Below are 20,875 nucleotides of genomic sequence, written 5' to 3'. Positions count from 1 at the left end.
CCGGGATCTCGGACCGCGATTCCCCACACATCATGAGGTCCCGGCGTGCGCCGGGATGACGAGGTAGAAAATGCCCAAGGTACTGATCAGCGACAAGATGGACCCCAAGGCCGCCGAGATCTTCCGCGCGCGCGGAGTCGAGGTGGACGAGATCACCGGCAAGACCCCCGAGGAACTGAAGGCGATCATCGGCGAATATGACGGCCTGGCGATCCGCAGCTCGACCAGGGTGACCAAGGAGATCCTCGAGGCCGCGACCAACCTCAAGGTGGTCGGCCGCGCCGGGATCGGCGTCGACAATGTCGACATCCCCGCCGCCTCGGCCAAGGGCGTGGTCGTCATGAACACCCCGTTCGGCAACTCGATCACCACTGCCGAGCATGCGATCGCACTGATGTTCGCGCTTGCCCGCGACCTGCCCGAGGCCGACAAGTCGACCCAGGCCGGCAAGTGGGAGAAGAACCGCTTCATGGGCGTCGAGGTGACCGGCAAGACGCTCGGCCTGATCGGCGCGGGCAATATCGGCTCGATCGTCGCCGACCGCGCACTGGGGCTCAAGATGAAGGTGATCGCCTATGATCCCTTCCTCACCCCCGAGCGCGCGCTCGAGATGGGCGTCGAGAAGATGACCCTCGACGACCTGCTGCTGCGCGCCGATTTCATCACGTTGCACACGCCGCTGACCGACCAGACGCGCAACATCCTCTCGGCCGAGAACCTCGCCAAGACCAAGAAGGGGGTGCGCATCATCAATTGCGCGCGCGGCGGGCTGATCGACGAGGCGGCGCTCAAGGCGGGCCTCGAATCGGGCCATATCGGCGGCGCCGCGCTCGACGTGTTCGTGCAGGAGCCGGCGAAGGAATCGCCTTTGTTCGGCACGCCCAACTTCATCTCGACGCCGCATCTCGGCGCCTCGACCAACGAGGCCCAGGTCAATGTCGCGATCCAGGTCGCCGAGCAGATGGCCGATTATCTCGTCTCGGGCGGCGTCACCAACGCGCTCAACATGCCTTCGCTCTCGGCCGAGGAAGCGCCGCGGCTCAAGCCGTACATGGCGCTGGCCGAGCGGCTGGGCAGCCTGGTCGGCCAGCTGGCGCACGGCGCGCTCGATTCGATCTCGATCGAAGTCGAAGGCGCTGCCGCCGAGCTCAACCAGAAGCCGATCACCGGCGCGGTGCTCGCCGGGCTGATGCGCGTCCATTCGGACACGGTGAACATGGTCAACGCGCCCTTCCTCGCCAAGGAGCGCGGGCTCGACGTGCGCGAAGTGCGCCACGAGCGCGAGGGCGACTATCACACTTTGGTGCGCGTGACGGTCGGCACCCAGGCGGGCGACCGCTCGGTCGCGGGCACCCTGTTCGGCAATCTGGCGCCGCGGCTCGTCGAGCTGTTCGGCATCAAGGTCGAGGCCGATCTCGCCGGCCACATGCTCTACATCGTCAACGAGGACGCGCCCGGCTTCATCGGCCGGCTCGGCACCACGCTCGGCGAGGCGGGCGTGAACATCGGCACCTTCCACCTCGGCCGCCGCTCGGCGGGCGGCGAGGCGGTGCTGCTGCTCTCGGTCGACGACGAAGTGACTCCCGAGCTCGTCGCCAAGGTCCGCACGCTCCCCGGCGTGAAGACCGCGATGGCGCTGCGGTTCTGAGCTGCTAATCTAAAGCCCTCTCCCCTCCGGGGAGAGGGTTGGGAGAGGGGCAGTGCCGCAAACGGATCGCGCGTTGTTGGCTCGTGCCAAGCAAATGCGCGCCAACCCCACACCCACCGAAGCTGCGATGTGGCGCATCCTTCGCGCCAAGCAGTTCGAGAGTGTGAAATTCGCTCGACAGGTGGTCATCAAACCCTACATCGCCGACTTCGTCGCGCGGTCGCGAAAGCTGGTTGTGGAGATCGACGGCGACACGCATGCATTGTGCGAGCTGAAGGACGCGCGCCGCACGGCGTGGCTGGAGCGACAGGGGTACAAGGTGATCCGGTTCACGAACTACGAGGTTGGAAGCAATCTGGACGGCGTTGCTCACGCGATCAGCGTGGAACTTGCCGCACTGCCCCTCTCCCAACCCTCTCCCCAGAGGGGAGAGGGCTTTTGACCGGCCTTCTCCCCGAGGGATTCCACGATCGGCTCCCGCCCGCCGCCGATGCGGCAGCGGGGCTGGAAGCGCGCGTGCTCGGCGTGGCGCGGCTCTACGGCTATGAGCAGGTCGATCCGCCGCTCGCCGAATTCGCCGACGAGCTCGCCACGCGGCTCAAGGCGGGCGGGGTGCGCGACGCGGTACGCTTCGTCGATCCGGTCTCGCAGCGCACCCTCGCGATCCGGCCCGATCTCACCGCGCAGGTCGGCCGTATCGCGGTCACCCGCATGGGCCACCATCCGCGCCCGGTGCGGCTTTCCTATGCCGGGCCGGTGGTCAAGCTCAGCGCTTCCGAGCTCAACCCGCAGCGCGCGATGCGCCAGATCGGTTGCGAGCTGATCGGGCTCGACACCGTCGCCGCGGCGATCGAAGTGGTCTGTGTCGCGATCGAGGCGCTCCAGGCCGCGGGCGTCACCGGGATCGCGATCGACTTCACGCTGCCCGACCTCGCCGATACGCTCGCCGCGGATCTCGACGCCGCGACGCTCGCCACCCTGCGCGACCGGCTCGACGCCAAGGACGCCGGCGGGGTCGCCGCGATCGATTCGCGCTGGCTGCCGCTGATCGAGGCGGCCGGGCCCTTCGACGCGGCGATGGCGCGGCTGCGCGCGATCGACGCGGGCAATGCGCTGGCGAGCCGGCTCGACGGCCTCGCGCGCATCGCCGCCAGCGTCGACGGCCAGGCGGCGCTCACGCTCGACCCCACCGAGCGCCACGGCTTCGAATATCAGAGCTGGCTGGGCTTCTCGATCTTCGCGGCCGGCGTGCGCGGCGAGATCGGCCGGGGCGGCACCTACACGATCCTCCACGGCGACGGCCGCGAGGAGCCCGCGGTCGGCTTCTCGCTCTATGCCGATCCGATCCTGAACGCCGGGCTCGGCGCGGGCGAGCGACGCCGGCTGTTCCTGCCGTTCGGTACTCCGGCAGAGGCAGGCGCCAGGCTGCGTGCCGAGGGCTGGGTCACCGTCGCCGCGCTCGAGGCCGACGACACGCCCGAGGCGCAGCTCTGCACCCATGTGCTGGGCGCGGGGGGACCTCAGGCGCTCTAGCGCGCCAGCAGCAGGGCGATGTCGCCCTGCGCGAAATGCTGGAACGCCTCGCGCACCGCGGCGCGGAACCGCTCGTCGCCTCCCAACCGCGCGCCGAACACGGGCTCGATCGCGAGCATCTCCGTCACCGGGTTGGCGCTGGTCGCCGCGGCGGCGAGCGTGTCGGCCATCGGATCGGTGATCGTCTCGCTCGCCTCGGCCTTGCGGCGCAGGAAGGCGATCCATGCCGCGACCGGCACCGCGAGCCGCTCGACATTGCGCCCGGCGTCGAGCGCGGCGCGCGTCGTGTCGAGCAGCCGATAGGGCAGCTTCTGCGAGCCGTCCCAGGCGATCTGCGACAGGAGATGGCGGATCTCGGGGTTGCGGAAGCGATCCAGCACCGCATCGGCATAAGCGGCGGTGTCGAGCCCCTCGACCGGCGCCAGCGACGCGGCGATGTCCTGGTGGACCAGCCGCGTGACGAAGCCTTCGAGCGCAGGGTCGGACATCGCCTCGAACACCGTCTCGTGCCCGCGCGCGAGCCCGGTATAAGCGAGCGTCGAATGCGCGCCGTTGAGGATGCGCAACTTGGCCTGCTCGTAACCGCGCACGTCGCTGGTGAGCGTCACGCCCGCCGAAGCGAGGTCCGGGCCATCGGTCATGTCGAAGCGCTGGAGCACCCATTGGGTGAAGCTCTCGCGCTGGACCGCGGCCTGGTCCGCGACGCCGAGCGCGCCCTGCACCTTGGCCAGGAACGCCGCGTCGCTCGCCGGGGTGATCGAATCGACCATCGAATCGGGGAAGGCGACTTCGCCGGCGATCCAGTCGGCCAGGCCCGGATCCTGGGCGCGGGCCAGCGCGACGCAGGCGGCGCGGAGCTTGGCGCCGTTGCCGGTCATGTTGTCGCAGCACAGCATCGCGAAGGGCGGCAGGGCCGCCGCGCGGCGATCGCCCAGCCCGGCGACGATCCAGCCGATCACGCTCGCCGGCTCGGCGGGGCGCTGGAGGTCGTGGACGATATCGGGATGCGCGAAGTCGAGGCTGCCGTCGCCCGCCAGGCAATAGCCCTTCTCGGTCACCGTGCTCGTCGCGATCCGCACCGCCGGATCGGCGAGCAGTTTCCGCAGCCGCGCGCCTTCGCCGGGTCCGATCGCGTCGGAATGCGCGGCCACGATCCGCATCGAGGGATCGCGATCGATCACCGCGAGCGTGTAGAGCCCGTCCTGGGCCTTGAGCGCATCGGTGGTGCCGCCGCTGCGCAGCGAGACCGCGGCGATGCCCCAGCGCGGATCCTGGTCGAGCAGCCGGTCGACATAGGCGGCCTGGTGCGCGCGGTGGAACGCGCCGGGGCCGAAATGGACGATGCCGGTGCTTATGTCCTGGGGCGCGTGGCCGGGGCGAGCGACGGCGCCGGGAAGCGCGGCGAGCGAAGTGCGGGACAGACGAGTCATGCGCCGAGCCCAAGCAGGCGGGCGCAGGCGAAGTCAATCCGTCGTCAGAGCGTCTTGTTCGACGAATAGCCGCCCGTGCCCGTGGTGGGCGAGCGATATTCCTGCAACCGGCTCGGTGTGTTCTTGGGCATCAGGAAGCGGACCTGCCGGTTCGGGAAATCGATATCTACCCGGCGGAAGCTGCGCAGCGCATCCATCCCCAGAAGCAGCGCGGGGCGGTTGGTAAGGCCGAACCGTTCGAACGGCGCGACGTCGGCGAACGCGACCGGCATCGCCCCGAACACCACGTCGCCGACCTTGATGTTGGGCACCGAGGTATAGTCGGCGAGCGTCTTGTCGCCGGTCACGTCGGTGAGCTCGATCGGCTGGGTCTTGCGCGTGCGCGCGACGCGCTTGCGCAGCGCGCTGTTGCCCATGCTGACCTGGCTGCCGGTGTCGAGCACGACCTGGATGCGCGTGCTGCCGTAATAGGCATCGGTGACGATCAGCTGGCCGAACAGGCTCTTCGCGGTCACGACGATCTCGTCCCGCGCCGCGCGCCGGAACTTGCTCCGCTTCTCGCTCTTGCGCACTTCCATCGTCCCGCGATCGAAATCGATCGAGACCTGGTGATCGCGCAGCGTGTCGATGCCGAGCAGCCCCATCGCGCCGAGATTGCGCGCCTCGAGCTTGGGGGCGACCATGCTGTGCTGCACCCCGATCGACTTGATCATGAGATCCGGGACGAGGACGGTGTCGACCTTGCTGCGCCCGGTCATCGAGAGCAGGGTCACCGGATTGCCCGCGCTCAGCCGCAGCGAATTGGCCAGCTCGCGCGAGACCACGGTGCGCTCGGCGCCGGTGTCGATGATGAAGTTGTACGGCCCCTTGGCGTTGACCGCGACCGGGACGGTAAGCCGCTGGTCGATCTCGCCGAGCGTCAGCAATGTCGCTTCCATCACCGATTCGGGCGTGATCAGCTCGGGATCCTGCGCAGGCGCGGGTGGCGTGCCGCCGGGAGCCTCGATCGGCAGGGTGAGAAGCAGGAGCGGATAGACGACTCCAGGCATGGGGTGACGATATACCTGCACATATTGCGCAGCAATCGAAATCAATCGAGCCGCATCGCCTCCGCCGCGATGCCCTCGGCCTCGATGAGCAGTGCATCTTCCGCCGTGCCCTGCGGCGTGCGTTCGCGGCCGATGATGATCAGCACCGGCACCGCCATCGGGCTCACCCGCGGCAGATCCACGTGCAGCATCGTCTCGGCGGCGGTGTCGAGCAGGTGCGCGAGCCGGCCGACATCGGTCATCCGCGCGCGCGCATCGGCCCAGGCGGCCTTGAGCAGCAGATGATCGGGCTCGTATTTGCGCAGCACGTCGTAGATCAGGTCGGTCGAGAAGGTGACCTGCCGCCCGCTCTTCTTCTTGCCCGGATGCTGGCGCTCGACCAGCCCGCCGATGATCGCCACTTCGCGGAAGGCGCGCTTGAGCAAGGCCGATTGCTGCACCCAGTCGACGAACTCGTGCTCGAGGATGTCGGGCGAGAAGAGCGAAGCGGGATCCTCGATCCTCTCGAGCCCGTACACCGCCAGCGCATAGTCGTTGGCGACGAAGCCCAGGGGCTTCAATCCCATCGCCTCCATCCGCCGGGTCACCAGCATGCCGAGCGACTGGTGCGCGTTCCAGCCCTCGAAGCTGTACACGACCATATGGTGCCGCCCTTCGTGCGGGAAGGTCTCGACGAGCAACTGGCCGGGGGCGGGGATCGCCGAGCGCTGCGCCTGCACCTCGAGCCATTCGCGAACGTCGTCGGGAAAGCGCTGCCAATGGCCGCGGTCGTGGAGGAAGACGCGTACGCGTTTCGCCAGCGTCGAGGTGATCGCCAGCCGCGCGCCCATGTACGAGACGTAGCGCGCCTGCTTCGCGCTCGCCCGCACGATCAGGTCGGTGAGCTCGACGCGCTCGACCTCGAGGCTCAGCCCCGCGAAGAAGAAGGTGTCGCCCGGCGCCAGCGTCGCGCCGAACGCCTCCTCGACCTTGCCCAGCCGCCGGCCGTTCTTGAAGCGCACGTCGAGCATCGGCGCCTCGACGATGATCCCGGCATTGAGCCGGTGCTGCGCGACGAACGAGGGCTTGGTCACGCGCCACAGCCCGTCCTGCCCCTTGGTCAGCCGCTTGAACTTGTCATAGGCGCGCAGCGAATAGCCGCCGTCGGCGATGAAGCCCAGCACCCGGTCGAAAACCTCCTCCTCCAGCGCCGAATAGGGCAGCGCCGCGCGCACCTCCTGCAGCATTTGCGCAGCATCGAACGGCGCGGCGCAGGCGCAGGCCATGATATGCTGCGCGAGCACGTCGAGCGCGCCGGGGCGGAAGATATCGGGGTCGAGCTCGCCTTGCTCGACCGCGTCGAGCGCCGCGCGTGCCTCGAGATATTCGAAGCGATTGCCGGGGACGAGCACCGCCTCGCTCGATTCGTCGAGCCGGTGGTTGGCGCGCCCGATCCGCTGGAGCAGGCGCGACGATCCCTTGGGCGCGCCCATCTGGATCACGCAGTCGACATCGCCCCAGTCGACCCCGAGATCGAGGCTGGCGGTCGCCACCAATGCGCGCAGCTTGCCGTCGGCCATCGCCTGCTCGGCGCGCCGCCGCGCCTCCAGGCTGAGGCTGCCATGGTGCACCGCGATCGGCAGCTTGAGCTCGTTGACCTTCCACAGATTCTGGAAGACGAGCTCCGCCAGCCCGCGCGTGTTGCAGAAGACGATCGTCGTGCGGTGCGTCTCGATCTCGGCCATCACCTGCGGGATCGCATAGACGCCCGAATGCCCGGCCCAGGGGACGCGGCCCTCGGGGAGCAGGATCGCGATGTCGGGATCGGCGCCCTTCTCGCCCTGGACCAAAGTCACCGCATGGATGTCGCCGTCGGGCGCCAGCCAGGCGCGATAGCCGTCGGGATCGGCGACCGTCGCCGACAATGCGACGCGGCGCACGCCCGGCGCGAGCCGGTGGAGCCGCGCCATCGCCAGCGCGAGCAGGTCGCCGCGCTTGCCGGTGGCGAAGGCGTGGACCTCGTCGATCACCACGGTCCTGAGCCCCGCGAACATCGTCAGGCTGTCCTCATAGGAGAGGAGCAGGCTCAGCGATTCGGGCGTGGTGAGCAGGATCTCGGGCGGCCGCGCGCGCTGGCGGACTTTCTTCTCATGCGGCGTGTCGCCGGTCCGCGTCTCGACGCGGATGGCGACGCCCATTTCCTCGATCGGCGTGAGCAAATTGCGCTGCACGTCGACCGCGAGCGCCTTGAGCGGCGAGATGTAGAGTGTGTGGAGCCCCTGTCCGGGCGTCTCGATCAGCTCGGCGAGGCTCGGCAGGAAGCCGGCGAGCGTCTTGCCCGCGCCGGTCGCGGCGACGAGCAGCGCATGCTCGCCGCGCCGCGCCGCCGCGAGCATGTCGAGCTGGTGCCGCCGCGGACGCCAGCCGCGCGCGGCGAACCAGTCGGTGAGGATTTGGGGTAGTTCCGTCACTAGCTGAGGGCTTTTGGAGTGTGGGAACCGCCGGGCATCCCGCCCATATAGACTCGATGGCGAAGCTCGGCGACTGGATCACGCCCCATCCGACGGGCATCTACATTCCCGCCGCGGATGCGTGGGTCGATCCCTCGCAGCCGGTGCCGCGCGCCTTGATCACGCACGGCCATGCCGATCACGCCCGTAGCGGCCACGGCGAGGTCTGGGCGACGCCCGAGACGCTGGCGATCATGGAATGCCGCTACGGGCCGCAGAACGGCCGCCCGGTCGCTTACGGCGAATCGCTGCGCATGGGCGCCGTCGACGTGCGCTTCGTCCCCGCCGGTCACGTCCTCGGCTCGGCGCAGCTGGTGCTCGAGCATGGCGGCGAGCGGATCGTCGTCTCGGGCGATTACAAGCGCCGCGAGGACCCGACCTGCGCGCCCTTCGAGCCGGTGCCGTGCGACGTCTTCGTCACCGAGGCGACCTTCGGCCTGCCCGTCTTCCGCCATCCCGAGACGCATGACGAGCTCGACAAACTGCTCACCGCGCTCCGCGCCAACCCGGCGCGCTGCGTGCTCGTCGGCGCCTATGCGCTCGGCAAGGCGCAGCGCGTGATCCGCGAGCTCCGCGTGATGGGGTTCGACGATCCGATCTATCTCCACGGCGCATTGCAGCGGCTCTGCGACCTCTATGTCGCGCATGGCGTGGAGCTGGGCGAGCTGCGTCCCGCCACCGGGGTGCCCAGGGCCGAACTGGAGGGGCGGATCGTCCTGTGCCCGCCGGGCGCGCTCAACGATCGCTGGTCGCGGCGGCTGCCCGATCCGATCACCGCGATGGCGTCGGGCTGGATGCGCATCCGCCAACGCGCGCGGCAGCGCAATGTCGAGCTGCCGCTGATCCTCTCGGATCACGCCGACTGGGACGAACTCACCACCACGATCCGCGAACTCGCCCCGCGCGAGGTCTGGGTGACGCATGGCCGCGAGGACGCCCTGGTCCATTGGTGCCGCACGCACCAGATCAAGGCCCGCGCCCTCGATCTCGCCGGCTTCGAGGACGAGGATGACTGAGCTTAGCCCGCCGCGCGCAATTCCCCCGAGATCGCGCCCTGGAACAGCCAGGCCTCGGCCTCGGCCACCGTGTCGAAGCAGCGCGTTTCGGGGCCGCGCGCGGAGAGCGCGCGCTGGAGTTGGCTGCGTGCCAGCGTGCGGCCGATCACGAAGGCGAGGCGCCGCGAGCGATATTCGGGCGCGCCGAGCATCTGCTGGAATTCCGCGACGCTCTCCTGCGGCTGGATCTTCATGCCGCGCAGGTCATTGATCGTGAGATGCGCGTTGCGGCCGCAGGTCAGCTTCGCATGCGCGACCTCCCGCTCGGCATAGAAGCCCTGGATATCCTCGGGCGTGAACAGGCCCGCCATCGCGATCCGCACCAGATCGCGCTCGGGTTCGACGTTGATGGAGAAGGTCGCGCTCATGTCCCCATTATAGGAAGAACGCCTCTACGGAGTCCTACGGCGCGGGATTGCCCGGCGTATCCGCGCAATCCTGGCCCCGAATCCTAGCCCACGCCCTCCAGCGCCTTTTGCCGGCGCCGCTGGACCGAGCTGCCGATCCCCATCGCCTCGCGATATTTGGCGACCGTCCGCCGCGCGATGTCGAAGCCCTTGGCGTTGAGCAGCTCGACCAACGTATCGTCCGACAGGATCTTCTTGGGGTCCTCGGCCTGGATCAGCGCGCGGATCGCGCTCTTCACCGCCTCGGCCGAGACCGCGTCGCCGCCATCGGCCGATTGGATCGCGCTGGTGAAGAAATATTTGAGCTCGAACAGCCCGCGCGCGCAGCTCAGATATTTGTTCGAAGTGACTCGGCTCACCGTCGATTCGTGCATCTCGATCACGTCGGCGACCTGGCGCAGCGTCATCGGCTTGAGATGCGCGACGCCCTTCAGGAAGAACGCCTCCTGCTGCTTCACGATCTCGGACGCGACCTTGATGATCGTCCGCTGGCGCTGGTCGAGCGCCTTGACCAGCCAGTTGGCGCTGGCGAGCATGTCCGACATCCAGGCCTTGCTTGCCTTGTCCTGCGGACCCGCCGAGATCTCGGCATAATAGGCCCGGTTGACGAGCAATTTGGGCAGGGTCGCGGCGTTGATCTCGATCGCCCAGCCCGCGCCCCGGCGCGCGACGAAGATGTCGGGCACCACCGCCATGGTCGGCTCGCCGCCATAGCGGCATCCCGGCTTGGGATCATAGTTGCGCAGCTCGCGGATCATGTCCGCCAGGTCCTCGTCGTCGACGCTGCACAGCCGCTTGAGCCGGGCAAGGTCGCCGCGCGCGACCAGCTCGAGATTGTCGATCAGCCGCGCCATGCACGGATCGTAGCGATCGGCCTCCTTGGCCTGGAGCGCCAGGCATTCGGCGAGGTTGCGTGCGCCCACCCCGGTGGGATCGAAGGTCTGGATCGTCGCCAGCACGCCCTCGACCCGCGCGAGCGGCACGTTCAGCCGGCTCGCCACGTCGAGCAAAGCGGCGGTGAGATATCCCGTCTCGTCGATCTGGTCGATCAGATGCGCGGCGATGAACAGGTCGGCGCCGTCGACGCTCGCCCCTGCCTGCGCCATCAGATGGTCGGCCAGGCTGAGCTCGGACGCGCTCATATTGTCGAAATCGGGCCCGTCCTCCGATCCGCCGCCGCCCGTCGCCGCCATGCCGAGGCTGCCGTCGAGCCCGCCGATCGAATCGGACGCGCTGTCGTGGTGGAAGGTCTCGGCGGCGAAATCCACGTCGAGCGCGGCCTCGCCCGCCGCCTCGCCGCCGCCCGCGATCAGCTCGCTCGTATCGGCCGGGCCGTCGCGCGCCGCTTCGAAATCGCTTTCGGGCTCGGAGGGCGCCGCATCGGCCGCATCGTCACCCCCGCCCTGCGCCTCGAGCAGCGGGTTCTTCTCCAATTCCTCGGCGATGAAGGTCTCGATCTCGAGGTTCGACAGCGCCAGCAGCTTGATCGCCTGCTGGAGCTGCGGCGTCATCACCAGCGATTGCGACTGGCGCAGGTCGAGGCGCGGCGCGAGGGACATCCTACGCCACCCCGTCACCCCCGCGAAAGCGGGGGCCCATCTCCCGGACGTGCATCCCGCGCGACGGACGTGGTTGCGCGTGACGCCTGCACGAGATGGGTCCCCGCTTTCGCGGGGATGACGTCAGGTGGGAAAACCGCGTCGTCATCGCCTCAGAGCTCGAAGCTCTCGCCCAGGTACAGCCGCCGGACATTCTCGTCGCGGACCAGGTCGTCGGGCGAGCCGGCGAAGAGCACGCGCCCGTCATAGATGATGTAGCCGCGATCGACGATGTCGAGCGTCTCGCGGACATTATGGTCGGTGATCAGCACGCCGATGCCGCGATTCTTGAGCTGGATCACGAGCTCGCGGATATCCGAGATCGAGATCGGGTCGATGCCGGCAAAGGGTTCGTCGAGCAGGATGATCGTCGGGTCGGCGGCCAGCGCGCGGGCGATCTCGGCGCGGCGCCGCTCGCCGCCCGAAAGCGCCATGGCGGGCGCGGCGCGGAGGCGCGTGAGGCCGAACTCGTCGAGCAATTGCTCGAGCCGGGCCTGGCGCGCGGCCTTGTCGGGCTCGGCGAGCTCGAGCACCGCCAGGATGTTCTTCTCGACGGTCATGCCGCGGAAGATCGAGGTCTCCTGCGGCAGATAGCCGAGCCCCAGGATCGCGCGGCGATACATGGGCAGCTTGGTGATGTCCTCGCCGTCGAGCATGATCCGGCCCGAATCGGGCTTCACCAGCCCCATCACCGAATAGAAGCAGGTCGTCTTGCCCGCGCCGTTGGGCCCGAGCAGCCCGACCACCTCGCCGCGTCCCACCGAGACCGAGACGTCGGTGAGCACCACACGCTTGTCGTAGGACTTGGCGATCGAGACGACCGCGAGCCCCTTGTCCGGCAGCGGGGCCGGATCGGCGACGGTGTGCTCGAGCATGGCGACGTCGTTCATAAGCTTCCTGCGCGGACCGTTTCACTCACCCGCCGCATATAGGCGCGGAATGGCAGGATTCCTGCATGAGAATGCGAGGGATGGAAAGCGAAACTGCGCCAGGGCGTTGAGAAACGCCGCCTACTGACGCTGGTTGATACGGTGCTGGTGCACGCGCTTCAACGCATCATTGCCCGTTGCGCTTGGGCACCGAGAATCGTCCGGTCACGCGCCCGCCCTGGCTCTGGACGCCCGGCGTGCCCGGAGTCGCGCCGGCGCCCGTGCCTGCGCCGTCGATCGTCGCGCGGCCGGTGTCGAGGTCGATCGAGAGCCGCCCGCCCGAGATGGTGTTCGTGCCCTGGCGCAGCGTCACTCCGCCGATCATCGTGATCACCCGGCGATTGAGGTCGTAGACGGCGAACTGGGCGCGGGCGCTCTGGTCGGGGCGCGTCACGGTCACCCCGCCGGCGGCGTCGAGCCGCGAGATCTGCGGCGAGCCGTCGCTGATCTGGCCGGTATAGGTGACGGTCACGCGCGGGGCGGTGAGCGTCATCTCGGCCTGGGTGATCTTCACGTTGCCGCTCAGCAGCGCGCGGTTGGCGCGGTCCTGCAATTCCATCCGTCCGGCATCGACGTCGATCGGCGCCGACGAATCGTGGCGGGTCTGCGCGGCGGCGGGCGCCGACGCGACCAGCATCAGGGCCAGCGGCGCGGGGAGCGCGAGCGCAAGCAGGGCGGTACCGCGGGTCATCATTGCCTATTTGCGCGGTTGGGGATGATCCGCAAGCGCGCATTGCCGGTCAACGACACGGTGCGTTGATCGAGATCCGCGCTCAGCGCGTCCGCGCTGAACGAACCGAACCGCGTATTGCCGGTCACCGCGCCGCCGCTCTGGAGCTGCCGGCTCTTCAGGTCGACGGTGGCGTCATGGGTGTTGAGCACATAGCCGTCGGCGGTCTGGAACTTGAGCGGGCCGTCGATCGCGACCTTCTGGTTGGCCATGTCGTAATGGCCGCGCTCGGCGGTGAGCGAGGCGGGGCCGGTGTCGAGCCGGATCTGGGCGGAGAGGTCGTTGAGCTTGACGATCGGCTCGGACGAGCTGCGCTGCACCGCGGATCCGGCGTGGAGATGGAAGGGGCGGCCCTTGGCGTCGGCGCCGCGATATTCGGCGGAGTCGATGCGCAGCCTCTCGGGGGAGATGTCGACCTTGTTCTTGTCGAGCACGAAGCTGACGTCGCCGCTCATCAGCAGCGGCGACACCACCAGGAATGCGCCGAGCACGCCGATGCCGATCGGCAGGATGATCAGCCCCAGCCGGACGATGCGGTCGTGGCTGCTGCCCGGATGCGCCCAGCCGCGCTTCTGCGAGCGGAGGCGCGCGGCGACTTCAGACATTGCCTGGCCCTTTGGCCGGGCGGGGCCGGTGCGGCCTCCTGGAATCAGATATGCGCAAAGATGTCCACCTCGGGCCAGCCGGCGAGATCGAGCTCCGCGCGCCAGGGGAGGAAGTCGAAGGCGGCCTGGGCGAGCGGCATGCGGCCTTCACGCTCGAGACGCCTGTCGAGTTCCGTCTTCATCGCATGCAGATAGCGCACGTCGGACGCGGCATATTCCTTCTGCGCGTCCGAAAGCTCGGGGCCGCCCCAGTCCGACGATTGCTGCTGCTTCGAGATCTCCTGGCCGAGCAGTTCGCGGACGAGGTCCTTGAGACCGTGCCGGTCGGTATAGGTGCGCACCAGCCGCGACGCGGTCTTGGTGCAATAGACCGGCGCGGCGGTCACGCCGAGATAGAAACGGATCGCCGCCAGGTCGAAGCGCGCGAAGTGATAGAGCTTGAGCCGCTCGGGATCGGCGAGCACCATCCGGAGGTTGGGCGCGTCATAGGAAGAGCGCGGCCCGAAGCGGACGAGATGCTCGTCGCCGCTGCCGTCGGAGAGCTGGACGACGCACAGCCGGTCGCGCGGCGTGATCAGCCCCATGGTCTCGGTATCGACGGCGATCGAGGCGCCGGGGGCGAACACGCCCTCGGGCAGGTCTTCTTCATGGAAATGCACGGTCATGCCGATCGCCTAGACTTGTTCGCCGCGCGCCTCAATGGGGTGAAGGCGGCGCCTTGCCCGCGGCCTTCCGGTCCTTGGTGCGCCGCGACATGATGTTGAGCCCCTCGACCGCCGCCGAGAAGGCCATCGCGGTGTAGATATAGCCCTTGGGCACGTGCGCGCCGAAGGCCTCGGCGATCAGCACCATGCCGATCATCATCAGGAAGCCCAGAGCGAGCATCACCACCGTCGGGTTGCGATTGATGAAGTTGGCGAGCGGATCGGCGGCGACGAGCATCACGGTCACCGCGAAGACGACGGCGACGTACATGATCTCGACATGCTCGGTCATGCCCACCGCAGTGAGGATCGAATCGATCGAGAAGACGATGTCGAGCAGCAGGATCTGGACGATCGCGGCGGTGAAGGTCAGCGACGCGACCTTCTTCTTGTCCAGCAGGTCGTCGGTGTCGTGCTCGTCCGAATCGACCGAATGGTGGATCTCGGTGGTCGCCTTCCACATCAGGAACAGCCCGCCGGCCAGCAGGATCAGGTCGCGCCACGAGAATTGCGTCTCGAAAGTCGGCGCGCCATGCGCGTCGAGCGGTCCGGCGATCCCCAGGTCGAAGACCGGCGCGGTGAGCCCGACGATCCACGCGATCATCGTGAGCAGCGCCAGCCGCATCACCAGCGCCAGGCCGATGCCGACTCGCCGCGCCTTCTGGCGTTGTTCCTCGGGCAATTTGTTCGACAGGATCGAGATGAAGATGAGGTTGTCGATGCCGAGAACGACTTCCATCACGATCAGCGTGACGAGCGCCGCCCAGGCGGCCGGGCTGGCGAGCAGTTCGATGATCGTCTCCATGGGAAGACTGTCTGCCGCGCGCCGAAGCGGGGCGCAAGCGGCGTCCCTTCCATGAATCTGCCGTAATCAAGTCGATTTTTGTTCGCCCCCTGTACGATTTTGGGCTATGACCGATTCTGTGGCGCTATTTTTTGTGCCCGAACACCTGCGTTTTTCGTCCGGCGCTTGGGTTTTGATTGAGTATGGGCGAACCGGGAAGACGAACAGGGCATGAGTTTTGATCGAGGGCGCCGTGGGGATCGCGGCGGGCGCGGCAGAGACAAGCGCGACGGTTTTGGCGACGAAGGTGGCGGCGGTTTCGGCGGCAGCAGCTATGGCGATCGCGGCGGCTTCGGCGGCGGTGGTTTCGGTGGTGACCGCGGCGGCTTCGGCGGTGGCGGCGGCTATGGCGGCGGCGGTGGCGGTGGCTATCGCGGCGGCGGTGGTGGCGGCTTCGGCGGCGGCGGCGGTGGTTTCCGCGGCGGCGGCGGCGGTGGCGGCGGCATGCCCCCCCAGGTCGTCGGCGAGGCGACGGGCGTCGTAAAATTCTTCAACGCGCAGAAGGGCTTCGGCTTCGTCGTTCGCGATGACGGCGGCGAGGACGTGTTCGTGCACATCTCGGCGGTCGAGCAGGCGGGCCTCACCGGCCTCGCCGAAGGCCAGCCGATGGGCTTCACGCTCGTCGATCGCGGCGGCCGCATCTCGGCGACCGACCTCAAGATCGATGGCGAGCCGATGCCGGTCGAGGACCGCGGCCCGCCGCGTGATCGCGACGCAGGCGGCGCCCGTGGCGCCGGCGGCCCGCAGCGCCAGCTGACCGGCGAGAAGGCGACCGGAACGGTCAAGTTCTTCAACGCGATGAAGGGCTTCGGCTTCATCCAGCGCGACGACGGCCAGCCTGACGCGTTCGTCCACATCAGCGCCGTCGAGCGCGCCGGCATGCCGACGCTCAACGAAGGCGACCGGCTCGAGTTCGAGCTGGAGGTCGATCGTCGCGGCAAGTACGCGGCAGTGAACCTCACGCCCGGCAGCTGATCCTCAGCGACCGAATCACGAAGGGGCCGGGCGGAAACGTCCGGCCCTTTTGCTTTGGGCGCCCGCTTTGGACTTGCGCTTTCCCTTCCCCGTTTCGTCACCCCGGCGAAGGCCGGGGTCCAGAGTCGTAAAGGCAACCCGCCGCGGCTCTGGGCCCCGGCCTTCGCCGGGATGACGGCTGGGGGTATTTCACCGGCGAGCTATCGGCAGGACGCAATCCGTCCTGCTCTATATCCCACTCCCTATTCGATCACCCGCCCGATCCGCACCAGCGTCCCGCTGGGGTCGCTCACCGCGAACTCATAGGTGCCCCACGGCTTCGCGTGCGGCGCGCCCTTCTCGATGATCAGCTCGCGCACCCGATCGGCGACGGCGTCGACATCCTCGACATAGAGATAGAGCCCGAACGGGTTCTCCTCGATCTTGCGCGGCCAGCCCTTGATCCGGTTGAGGTGCAGATGCCAGCCGCGTCCGTCGGCGAGGATGCGATAGTCGCCATGGTCGCTCACCACCTCGAAGCCGAGCCGCTGGTAGAAACGCTCGCTGGCGTCTAGGTCGTCGCTCGGCAGGATCGCCACCACACGATGTGCTTCGCTCATTCGTCCGCTCCTGCAATTGCCGCGCACCCTGCATCAGCCGGGCCCGATGCGCGAGCGGCAAACCGGCGCGAGACGCCCCTTCCGGACAAGGCGCGACGAAAGTCCGGCACGCGCGCCGCCCCATGCGCTACATGCTGGGGCATGGACCAAGGCGATCCCGATCCGCGCGCGCAGCGCACGCGCGAAGCGATCCTCGGCGCATTCGTCCAGCTCGTCCTCAGCCGGCGCTACGACGCGATCCGCACCGGGGAACTGATCGCCGCGGCGGGCGTCGGCCGCGCGACCTTCTACGAACATTTCCGCGGCAAGGACGACGTCCTCGTCGCCGCGACCGAGCCGATCCTGCGCACGCTGGCCAACGCCGCATTGGGGAGGGCGAGCAAGGTCCAGGTGCACGCGACGCTCGAACATGTCTGGCAGCGGCGCGGCTTCGCGCGACACCTTCTCGACGCCAGGACGGGGCAGAAGCTGCAACAGCGGCTCGCGGCGATGATCGAGGCGCGGCTCGAACCCGGTGCCCCGGCCGCGATGTCGGCGAGGGCGGCGGCCGCCGCCCAGCTCACGATGCTGCGCCTCTGGGTCAGCGGCGCGGTTGCCTGCCCCGCACCCGAGCTGGCGATGCGGATGAAAGCCTGCGCGTCCCTGCTGGCCGACCCCCGCTGACGCGCGTCACCGTGCCCGGATCGGCGCCGCACCACCAAGCCGCGTTCATTCCGTCTCGGCGTCGAGCGGCAGCGCGAGGCTGAACTTCCGGCGGCGCTTGACGAAGCTGGTCTCGTAGCGCCGCACCACCGGGTCGGCGCCCAGCATCGTGTCGGCGAAATCGTTGAACGCCGCCATGTCCTTGATCGTCACCAGCAGCAGCAGGTCGAAGGCTCCCGATATGTCGAGGAACAATTGGACATGCGGGCTGGCGGTGAGCCGCCGCCGCAGCGCCTCGACCGCGGCGAGCGCATGCCGGTCCATCTGGACCTGGACGACCGCCGAGAGGAACGACCCCACCTCCTCGGAGAGCACCGCCACATCCCCGACGATCGCCCCGCTTTCGCGCAGCCGGCGGATGCGCCGGGCGATCGCGGAGGCCGAGAGCGGCAGCTTCTGCGCGAGCGCATCCGCGGTCAGCAACGCGTCGTGCTGAAGCAGCGCGAGGATGCGGAGATCGAGGTTGTCGCGCATCGCGCCCATCTTCCGGCGGAACTCCTCCCCAACATGCCAGAATTGTGCACACAGGGTGGCAACTATGCCTCCGCAACGCCGCCTGCGCCAGCGCAGAGTGTTGGCGGGGGCGTCAGCCGGGGCGTAACCGGCGCGCAATGGGAGGAAGTTCGATGCGTATCCTGTTATTGGCCGGGGCGGTCGCCGCCGCGGCCCCATTGGTCTTTGCCGCGAGTCCGGTGACAGCGCAGACCCAGCCCGCGGCGAAGGTGGATTCGCGCGCGGTGATCGAGGCGGTGCGCAAGGCACTGCGCGAGAACTACGTCATCAAGGAGCGCCGCCCCGCGCTCGACGCCGCGCTTGCCAAGGGCCTGGCGAGCGGTCGCTATGCGGTCACCGATCCGCAGGAACTGTCGACCCGCATCAACGACGATCTTGCCGCGGTCGCGCATGACAAGCATCTCTCCATCAACTTCGATCCGCGCGTCGCCGCCGAGCTCGCCGCCGGGCGCCAGAATGACGAGGTAGCCGATTCGGCATTCTGGCGCGCACTGGCGCGGCGCAACAACCACGGCGTCAGCGAGCTCAAGGTGCTGCCGGGCAATGTCCGCATGCTCCGCTACGACGGCTTCATGTGGACCGGCGACGAGAGTCGCGCGACGCTCGACAATGCGGTGGCGTTCCTGCGCGGTGGCGACGCGATCGTCATCGACATCCGCGACAATGGCGGCGGCAGCCCCGAGGCGGTTCGGCGACTGACGAGCTATTTCGTACCCGCGGGCGCGAAGCTGGTCACCTTCCACATGCGCGACGAGAAGCCCACCGTGTCGGTCGCCGACACCGAGGTGCCGGGCGGCCGCATCACCGGCGTGCCGGTCTATGTGCTCACCAGCGGCCGTTCGGCCTCGGCCGCCGAGGAATTCGCGTCGCACGTCAAGGGCTTCGGCTTCGGCACGCTGGTCGGTGAGACCACTGCGGGGGCGGGGTATCGCAACGATAGCTTCACCATCCCCGGCGGCTTCGCACTGAGCGTTTCGGTCGGCCGGCCCGAGCTTCCCGACGGCAGCGACTGGGAGGCGAAGGGCGTCGCGCCAAAGCTCGCGGTGGCGCGCGACCTCGCGCTCGATCGCGCGCACCAGGACGCGCTGACGCGCCTCGCCGCCAAGGCGCAGGGCCCCGAGAAGACCGAGCTCGAATGGAGCGCCGCCCTCGCCGGCGCACGCATAGAGCCGGTCACGCCGGCGCGGCCGCTAGACGCCTATGCCGGTCGCTATGGGCTGCGGACGGTGAAGGTCGAGAGCGGCGCATTGGTCTACCAGCGCGAAGGCAACCCCAAGACCGCGCTGGTGCCGCTGGGTGCCGATCTGTTCGCGCTCGAATCCGATCCGCGCACTCGCGTCCGCTTCGTCCTCGTCAACGGCGCGGTTACCGGCTTCGTCCTCGAACGCGTCGATGGCACGATCATCGAGGTGCAAAAGGCCTAGGTCGCGAGCTTCCGCAGCCCCTCGATCGTGTCCGCCTCGCGTGCCGGCTTGTCGGTGCGGATGCGGCTGATCCGGGGGAAGCGCATCGCGAGCCCCGATTTGTGGCGCTTCGATTCTTGCACCGAATCGAACGCCACTTCGAGCACCAGGCTCTTGTCGGTCTCGCGCACCGGGCCGAAGCGGTTGACCGTGTGGTTGCGGACGAAATGGTCGAGCCATTTGAGCTCTTCGTCGGTGAAGCCGAAATAGGCCTTGCCGACCGGGAGCAGTTCGCCCGCGTCCGTCCACGCGCCGAACGTATAGTCCGAATAGAAGGAGCTGCGCTTGCCCGAGCCCCGCTGCGCGTACATCAGCACGCAATCGGCGATCAGCGGGTCGCGCTTCCATTTGTACCAGAGGCCCGCGCGCCGCCCGGCGACATAGGGGGATGCGCGGCGCTTGAGCATCACCCCCTCGATCGCCGCGTCGCGCGCGCCGGCGCGGATTTCCTCCAGCGCGGCGAAGTCCGCCGCCTCGATCACCGCTGATACGTCGAACCGCTCGGGATCGAGCCGCGCCGCAAAAGCCTCCAGCTGCACCCGCCGCACCGACCAGGGCAGCGCGCGCAGGTCCTCGCCGCCGTCGAACAAGATATCGTAGAGCCGCACGAACGCCGGATACTCGGCCAGCGTCTTCGCCGGCACCAGCTTGCGCCCCAGCCGCTGCTGGAGCGCGTTGAAGCTCCCCGCGCCGCCTTCCCCGCCCTGCGTCGTCCCCTTCACCAGCAGCTCGCCGTCGAGCACCCCGGGCGTGCCGAACGCCTGCGCCACTTCGGGGAAGCTGTGGGTGATGTCGTCGCCCGCGCGGCTGTAGAGCCGCGTCTCGCCCGCGACATGGACGAGCTGGACGCGGATCCCGTCCCATTTCCACTCGGCGGCATAATCGTCGAGGCTGACCTCGGCCTCGAGTGGATGCGCGAGCATGAAGGGGCGGAAGACGGGCAGGTTCTCGGGCGTCGGCTGCTCCCCGCGCCCCTCGGCCCAGTCGAACAGCGCGGCATAAGGCGGCGCCAGCCCGTGCCAGACCTCCTCCACCGCATCGACATCGAGCCCGAACGCCTGTGCCAGCGCGGTCTTGGCGAGTCGCGCCGAGACTCCGACCCGGAGCGCCCCCATCGCCAGCTTGAGCAAGGCGAAGCGCTCGTCCGCCTCTAGCCGGTCGAGCATCGCAGCGAGCGCCGCGGGGGCATCGGATTTGGAGATGGTGCCCAGGACATGCACTACTTCGGAAAGCGTCAGCGGCCCCGCGGGAACGGCCGCGCCCTCGGGCTCGGGCCAGAGCAAGGCGATCGTCTCGGCCGAATCGCCGACGAAGTCGCGGCTGAGTGCGAACAGCACCGGATCGACGCGCTCCTCGACCAGTGCGCGGACCAACGCCGGCTTGATCGCGGGCAGGTCGAGCCCGCCGGTCAGCGCCGCCATCGCCCAGCCGCGATCGGGATCGGGGGTGCGCGCCAGATAATCGCCGATCAGCCGCAACTTGGCGTTGCGCGAGCGCGTGTAGATCAGGGAATCGAGCAGATCGGCAAAGGCGCGCATGGTCGCGCAACGCATGGCATTGCAATTGCGCTCCCGTTACGAGTCTGGCGATGACGGCTCGGGG

General features: G+C 68.6%; 20 protein-coding genes. 7 read left to right on the top strand and 13 right to left on the bottom strand.

From position 1 onward, the window contains the following. The first annotated feature begins 70 nt into the window (after nt 1-70). The 3 genes from serA to MT490_RS00680 are packed head-to-tail and all read left to right on the top strand — an operon-like array spanning nt 71 to nt 3,181. Entirely contained in the window at nt 71-1,648 is a 1,578-nt protein-coding gene (gene serA / locus MT490_RS00690) for a phosphoglycerate dehydrogenase (RefSeq protein WP_297383335.1), read from the top strand. A 52-nt stretch (nt 1,649-1,700) separates the two neighbouring features. Next, nucleotides 1,701-2,090 carry a DUF559 domain-containing protein gene (locus tag MT490_RS00685; RefSeq protein ID WP_297383333.1) on the top strand — a complete coding sequence of 130 codons (390 nt, stop codon included), beginning with the start codon at nt 1,701-1,703 and terminating at the stop codon, nt 2,088-2,090. After that, nucleotides 2,087-3,181 (top strand): ATP phosphoribosyltransferase regulatory subunit, encoded by a 1,095-nt coding sequence (locus MT490_RS00680; protein ID WP_297383331.1) that lies wholly within the window; start codon nt 2,087-2,089, stop codon nt 3,179-3,181. Before MT490_RS00685 ends, MT490_RS00680 begins: the two co-directional genes overlap by 4 nt. Here the strand turns inward: MT490_RS00680 and MT490_RS00675 are convergent. The 3 genes from MT490_RS00675 to MT490_RS00665 are packed head-to-tail and all read right to left on the bottom strand — an operon-like array spanning nt 3,178 to nt 8,110. Beyond that, complete coding sequence (locus tag MT490_RS00675; RefSeq protein WP_297383329.1) at nt 3,178-4,611, bottom strand: mannitol dehydrogenase family protein; 1,434 nt, start codon at nt 4,609-4,611, stop codon at nt 3,178-3,180. The two genes, MT490_RS00680 and MT490_RS00675, sit on opposite strands and share 4 nt — an antisense overlap. 44 nt (nt 4,612-4,655) lie before the next feature. Then, entirely contained in the window at nt 4,656-5,660 is a 1,005-nt protein-coding gene (locus tag MT490_RS00670) for an aspartyl protease family protein (protein WP_297383327.1), read from the bottom strand. 41 nt (nt 5,661-5,701) lie between these two features. Continuing rightward, nucleotides 5,702-8,110, bottom strand: a complete 2,409-nt coding sequence (locus MT490_RS00665; RefSeq protein ID WP_297383325.1) for a ligase-associated DNA damage response DEXH box helicase — start codon at nt 8,108-8,110, stop codon at nt 5,702-5,704. A gap of 56 nt (nt 8,111-8,166) precedes the next feature. Between MT490_RS00665 and MT490_RS00660 the strand changes: the two genes are divergently transcribed. Beyond that, nucleotides 8,167-9,165 (top strand): ligase-associated DNA damage response exonuclease, encoded by a 999-nt coding sequence (locus MT490_RS00660; protein WP_297383323.1) that lies wholly within the window; start codon nt 8,167-8,169, stop codon nt 9,163-9,165. Nucleotides 9,166-9,167: 2 nt separating this feature from the next. Here MT490_RS00660 and MT490_RS00655 read toward each other — a convergent pair whose 3' ends face one another. The 7 genes from MT490_RS00655 to MT490_RS00625 all read right to left on the bottom strand — a co-directional run bounded on the left by MT490_RS00655 (nt 9,168) and on the right by MT490_RS00625 (nt 14,982). Then, nucleotides 9,168-9,572: a hypothetical protein gene (locus MT490_RS00655; protein ID WP_297383322.1), complete on the bottom strand. Its 405-nt coding sequence runs from the start codon at nt 9,570-9,572 to the stop codon at nt 9,168-9,170. An 83-nt stretch (nt 9,573-9,655) separates the two neighbouring features. After that, a complete protein-coding gene (gene rpoN, locus MT490_RS00650; RefSeq protein WP_297383320.1) occupies nt 9,656-11,170 on the bottom strand; it encodes an RNA polymerase factor sigma-54 in 1,515 nt (504 codons plus the stop codon). Between the two features lie 152 nt (nt 11,171-11,322). Further along, nucleotides 11,323-12,099: an LPS export ABC transporter ATP-binding protein gene (lptB, locus tag MT490_RS00645; RefSeq protein WP_297383318.1), complete on the bottom strand. Its 777-nt coding sequence runs from the start codon at nt 12,097-12,099 to the stop codon at nt 11,323-11,325. A 166-nt stretch (nt 12,100-12,265) separates the two neighbouring features. After that, the gene (locus MT490_RS00640) at nt 12,266-12,829 is read right to left on the bottom strand and encodes an LptA/OstA family protein (protein WP_297383316.1); all 564 of its coding nucleotides are present in this window, start codon (nt 12,827-12,829) and stop codon (nt 12,266-12,268) included. Further along, nucleotides 12,829-13,473 carry an LPS export ABC transporter periplasmic protein LptC gene (lptC, locus tag MT490_RS00635; RefSeq protein WP_297383314.1) on the bottom strand — a complete coding sequence of 215 codons (645 nt, stop codon included), beginning with the start codon at nt 13,471-13,473 and terminating at the stop codon, nt 12,829-12,831. Before lptC ends, MT490_RS00640 begins: the two co-directional genes overlap by 1 nt. A 44-nt stretch (nt 13,474-13,517) precedes the next feature. After that, nucleotides 13,518-14,138: a ribonuclease D gene (locus tag MT490_RS00630; protein ID WP_297383312.1), complete on the bottom strand. Its 621-nt coding sequence runs from the start codon at nt 14,136-14,138 to the stop codon at nt 13,518-13,520. Between the two features lie 31 nt (nt 14,139-14,169). Beyond that, nucleotides 14,170-14,982 carry a TerC family protein gene (locus MT490_RS00625; RefSeq protein WP_297383310.1) on the bottom strand — a complete coding sequence of 271 codons (813 nt, stop codon included), beginning with the start codon at nt 14,980-14,982 and terminating at the stop codon, nt 14,170-14,172. Between the two features lie 210 nt (nt 14,983-15,192). Here MT490_RS00625 and MT490_RS00620 point away from each other — a divergent pair, with 210 nt between their 5' ends. Next, nucleotides 15,193-15,996, top strand: coding sequence for a cold-shock protein (locus tag MT490_RS00620; protein ID WP_297383308.1), 804 nt, complete (start codon nt 15,193-15,195; stop codon nt 15,994-15,996). A 242-nt stretch (nt 15,997-16,238) separates the two neighbouring features. Here MT490_RS00620 and MT490_RS00615 read toward each other — a convergent pair whose 3' ends face one another. Further along, nucleotides 16,239-16,595, bottom strand: coding sequence for a VOC family protein (locus MT490_RS00615; RefSeq protein WP_297383306.1), 357 nt, complete (start codon nt 16,593-16,595; stop codon nt 16,239-16,241). Between the two features lie 141 nt (nt 16,596-16,736). Between MT490_RS00615 and MT490_RS00610 the strand changes: the two genes are divergently transcribed. Beyond that, nucleotides 16,737-17,258 carry a TetR/AcrR family transcriptional regulator gene (locus MT490_RS00610; protein WP_297383304.1) on the top strand — a complete coding sequence of 174 codons (522 nt, stop codon included), beginning with the start codon at nt 16,737-16,739 and terminating at the stop codon, nt 17,256-17,258. Nucleotides 17,259-17,303: 45 nt separating this feature from the next. On the opposite strand, the gene MT490_RS00605 is transcribed toward MT490_RS00610, so the two are convergent. Then, the gene (locus MT490_RS00605; RefSeq protein WP_297383302.1) at nt 17,304-17,771 is read right to left on the bottom strand and encodes an Lrp/AsnC family transcriptional regulator; all 468 of its coding nucleotides are present in this window, start codon (nt 17,769-17,771) and stop codon (nt 17,304-17,306) included. Nucleotides 17,772-17,923: 152 nt separating this feature from the next. On the opposite strand from MT490_RS00605, the gene MT490_RS00600 reads away from it, so the two are divergent. Further along, entirely contained in the window at nt 17,924-19,234 is a 1,311-nt protein-coding gene (locus MT490_RS00600; protein WP_297383300.1) for a S41 family peptidase, read from the top strand. Here the strand turns inward: MT490_RS00600 and MT490_RS00595 are convergent. Then, nucleotides 19,231-20,811 carry a cisplatin damage response ATP-dependent DNA ligase gene (locus MT490_RS00595; RefSeq protein ID WP_297383660.1) on the bottom strand — a complete coding sequence of 527 codons (1,581 nt, stop codon included), beginning with the start codon at nt 20,809-20,811 and terminating at the stop codon, nt 19,231-19,233. The two genes, MT490_RS00600 and MT490_RS00595, sit on opposite strands and share 4 nt — an antisense overlap. Nucleotides 20,812-20,875 lie beyond the last annotated feature (64 nt).

It is taken from the genome of Sphingomonas sp. (assembly GCF_026460985.1).
In the GTDB taxonomy this organism is placed as follows: domain Bacteria; phylum Pseudomonadota; class Alphaproteobacteria; order Sphingomonadales; family Sphingomonadaceae; genus Sphingomonas.
The sequence above is the reverse complement of the archived record's forward strand: the minus strand, read 5'-3'. Positions and strand labels throughout refer to the sequence as shown.

Excerpts from the sequence above, each read along its gene's own strand:
- MT490_RS00640 (WP_297383316.1), bottom strand. The coding sequence starts at position 12,829 with ATGACCCGCGGTACCGCCCTGCTTGCGCTCGCGCTCCCCGCGCCGCTG.
- MT490_RS00620 (WP_297383308.1), top strand. The coding sequence starts at position 15,193 with ATGAGTTTTGATCGAGGGCGCCGTGGGGATCGCGGCGGGCGCGGCAGA.
- MT490_RS00630 (WP_297383312.1), bottom strand. The coding sequence starts at position 14,138 with ATGACCGTGCATTTCCATGAAGAAGACCTGCCCGAGGGCGTGTTCGCC.
- MT490_RS00600 (WP_297383300.1), top strand. The coding sequence starts at position 17,924 with ATGCGTATCCTGTTATTGGCCGGGGCGGTCGCCGCCGCGGCCCCATTG.
- MT490_RS00655 (WP_297383322.1), bottom strand. The coding sequence starts at position 9,572 with ATGAGCGCGACCTTCTCCATCAACGTCGAACCCGAGCGCGATCTGGTG.
- MT490_RS00625 (WP_297383310.1), bottom strand. The coding sequence starts at position 14,982 with ATGGAGACGATCATCGAACTGCTCGCCAGCCCGGCCGCCTGGGCGGCG.
- lptC (WP_297383314.1), bottom strand. The coding sequence starts at position 13,473 with ATGTCTGAAGTCGCCGCGCGCCTCCGCTCGCAGAAGCGCGGCTGGGCG.
- MT490_RS00610 (WP_297383304.1), top strand. The coding sequence starts at position 16,737 with ATGGACCAAGGCGATCCCGATCCGCGCGCGCAGCGCACGCGCGAAGCG.
- MT490_RS00595 (WP_297383660.1), bottom strand. The coding sequence starts at position 20,811 with ATGCGCGCCTTTGCCGATCTGCTCGATTCCCTGATCTACACGCGCTCG.
- serA (WP_297383335.1), top strand. The coding sequence starts at position 71 with ATGCCCAAGGTACTGATCAGCGACAAGATGGACCCCAAGGCCGCCGAG.
- MT490_RS00605 (WP_297383302.1), bottom strand. The coding sequence starts at position 17,771 with ATGCGCGACAACCTCGATCTCCGCATCCTCGCGCTGCTTCAGCACGAC.
- lptB (WP_297383318.1), bottom strand. The coding sequence starts at position 12,099 with ATGAACGACGTCGCCATGCTCGAGCACACCGTCGCCGATCCGGCCCCG.
- MT490_RS00660 (WP_297383323.1), top strand. The coding sequence starts at position 8,167 with ATGGCGAAGCTCGGCGACTGGATCACGCCCCATCCGACGGGCATCTAC.
- MT490_RS00670 (WP_297383327.1), bottom strand. The coding sequence starts at position 5,660 with ATGCCTGGAGTCGTCTATCCGCTCCTGCTTCTCACCCTGCCGATCGAG.
- MT490_RS00615 (WP_297383306.1), bottom strand. The coding sequence starts at position 16,595 with ATGAGCGAAGCACATCGTGTGGTGGCGATCCTGCCGAGCGACGACCTA.
- rpoN (WP_297383320.1), bottom strand. The coding sequence starts at position 11,170 with ATGTCCCTCGCGCCGCGCCTCGACCTGCGCCAGTCGCAATCGCTGGTG.
- MT490_RS00675 (WP_297383329.1), bottom strand. The coding sequence starts at position 4,611 with ATGACTCGTCTGTCCCGCACTTCGCTCGCCGCGCTTCCCGGCGCCGTC.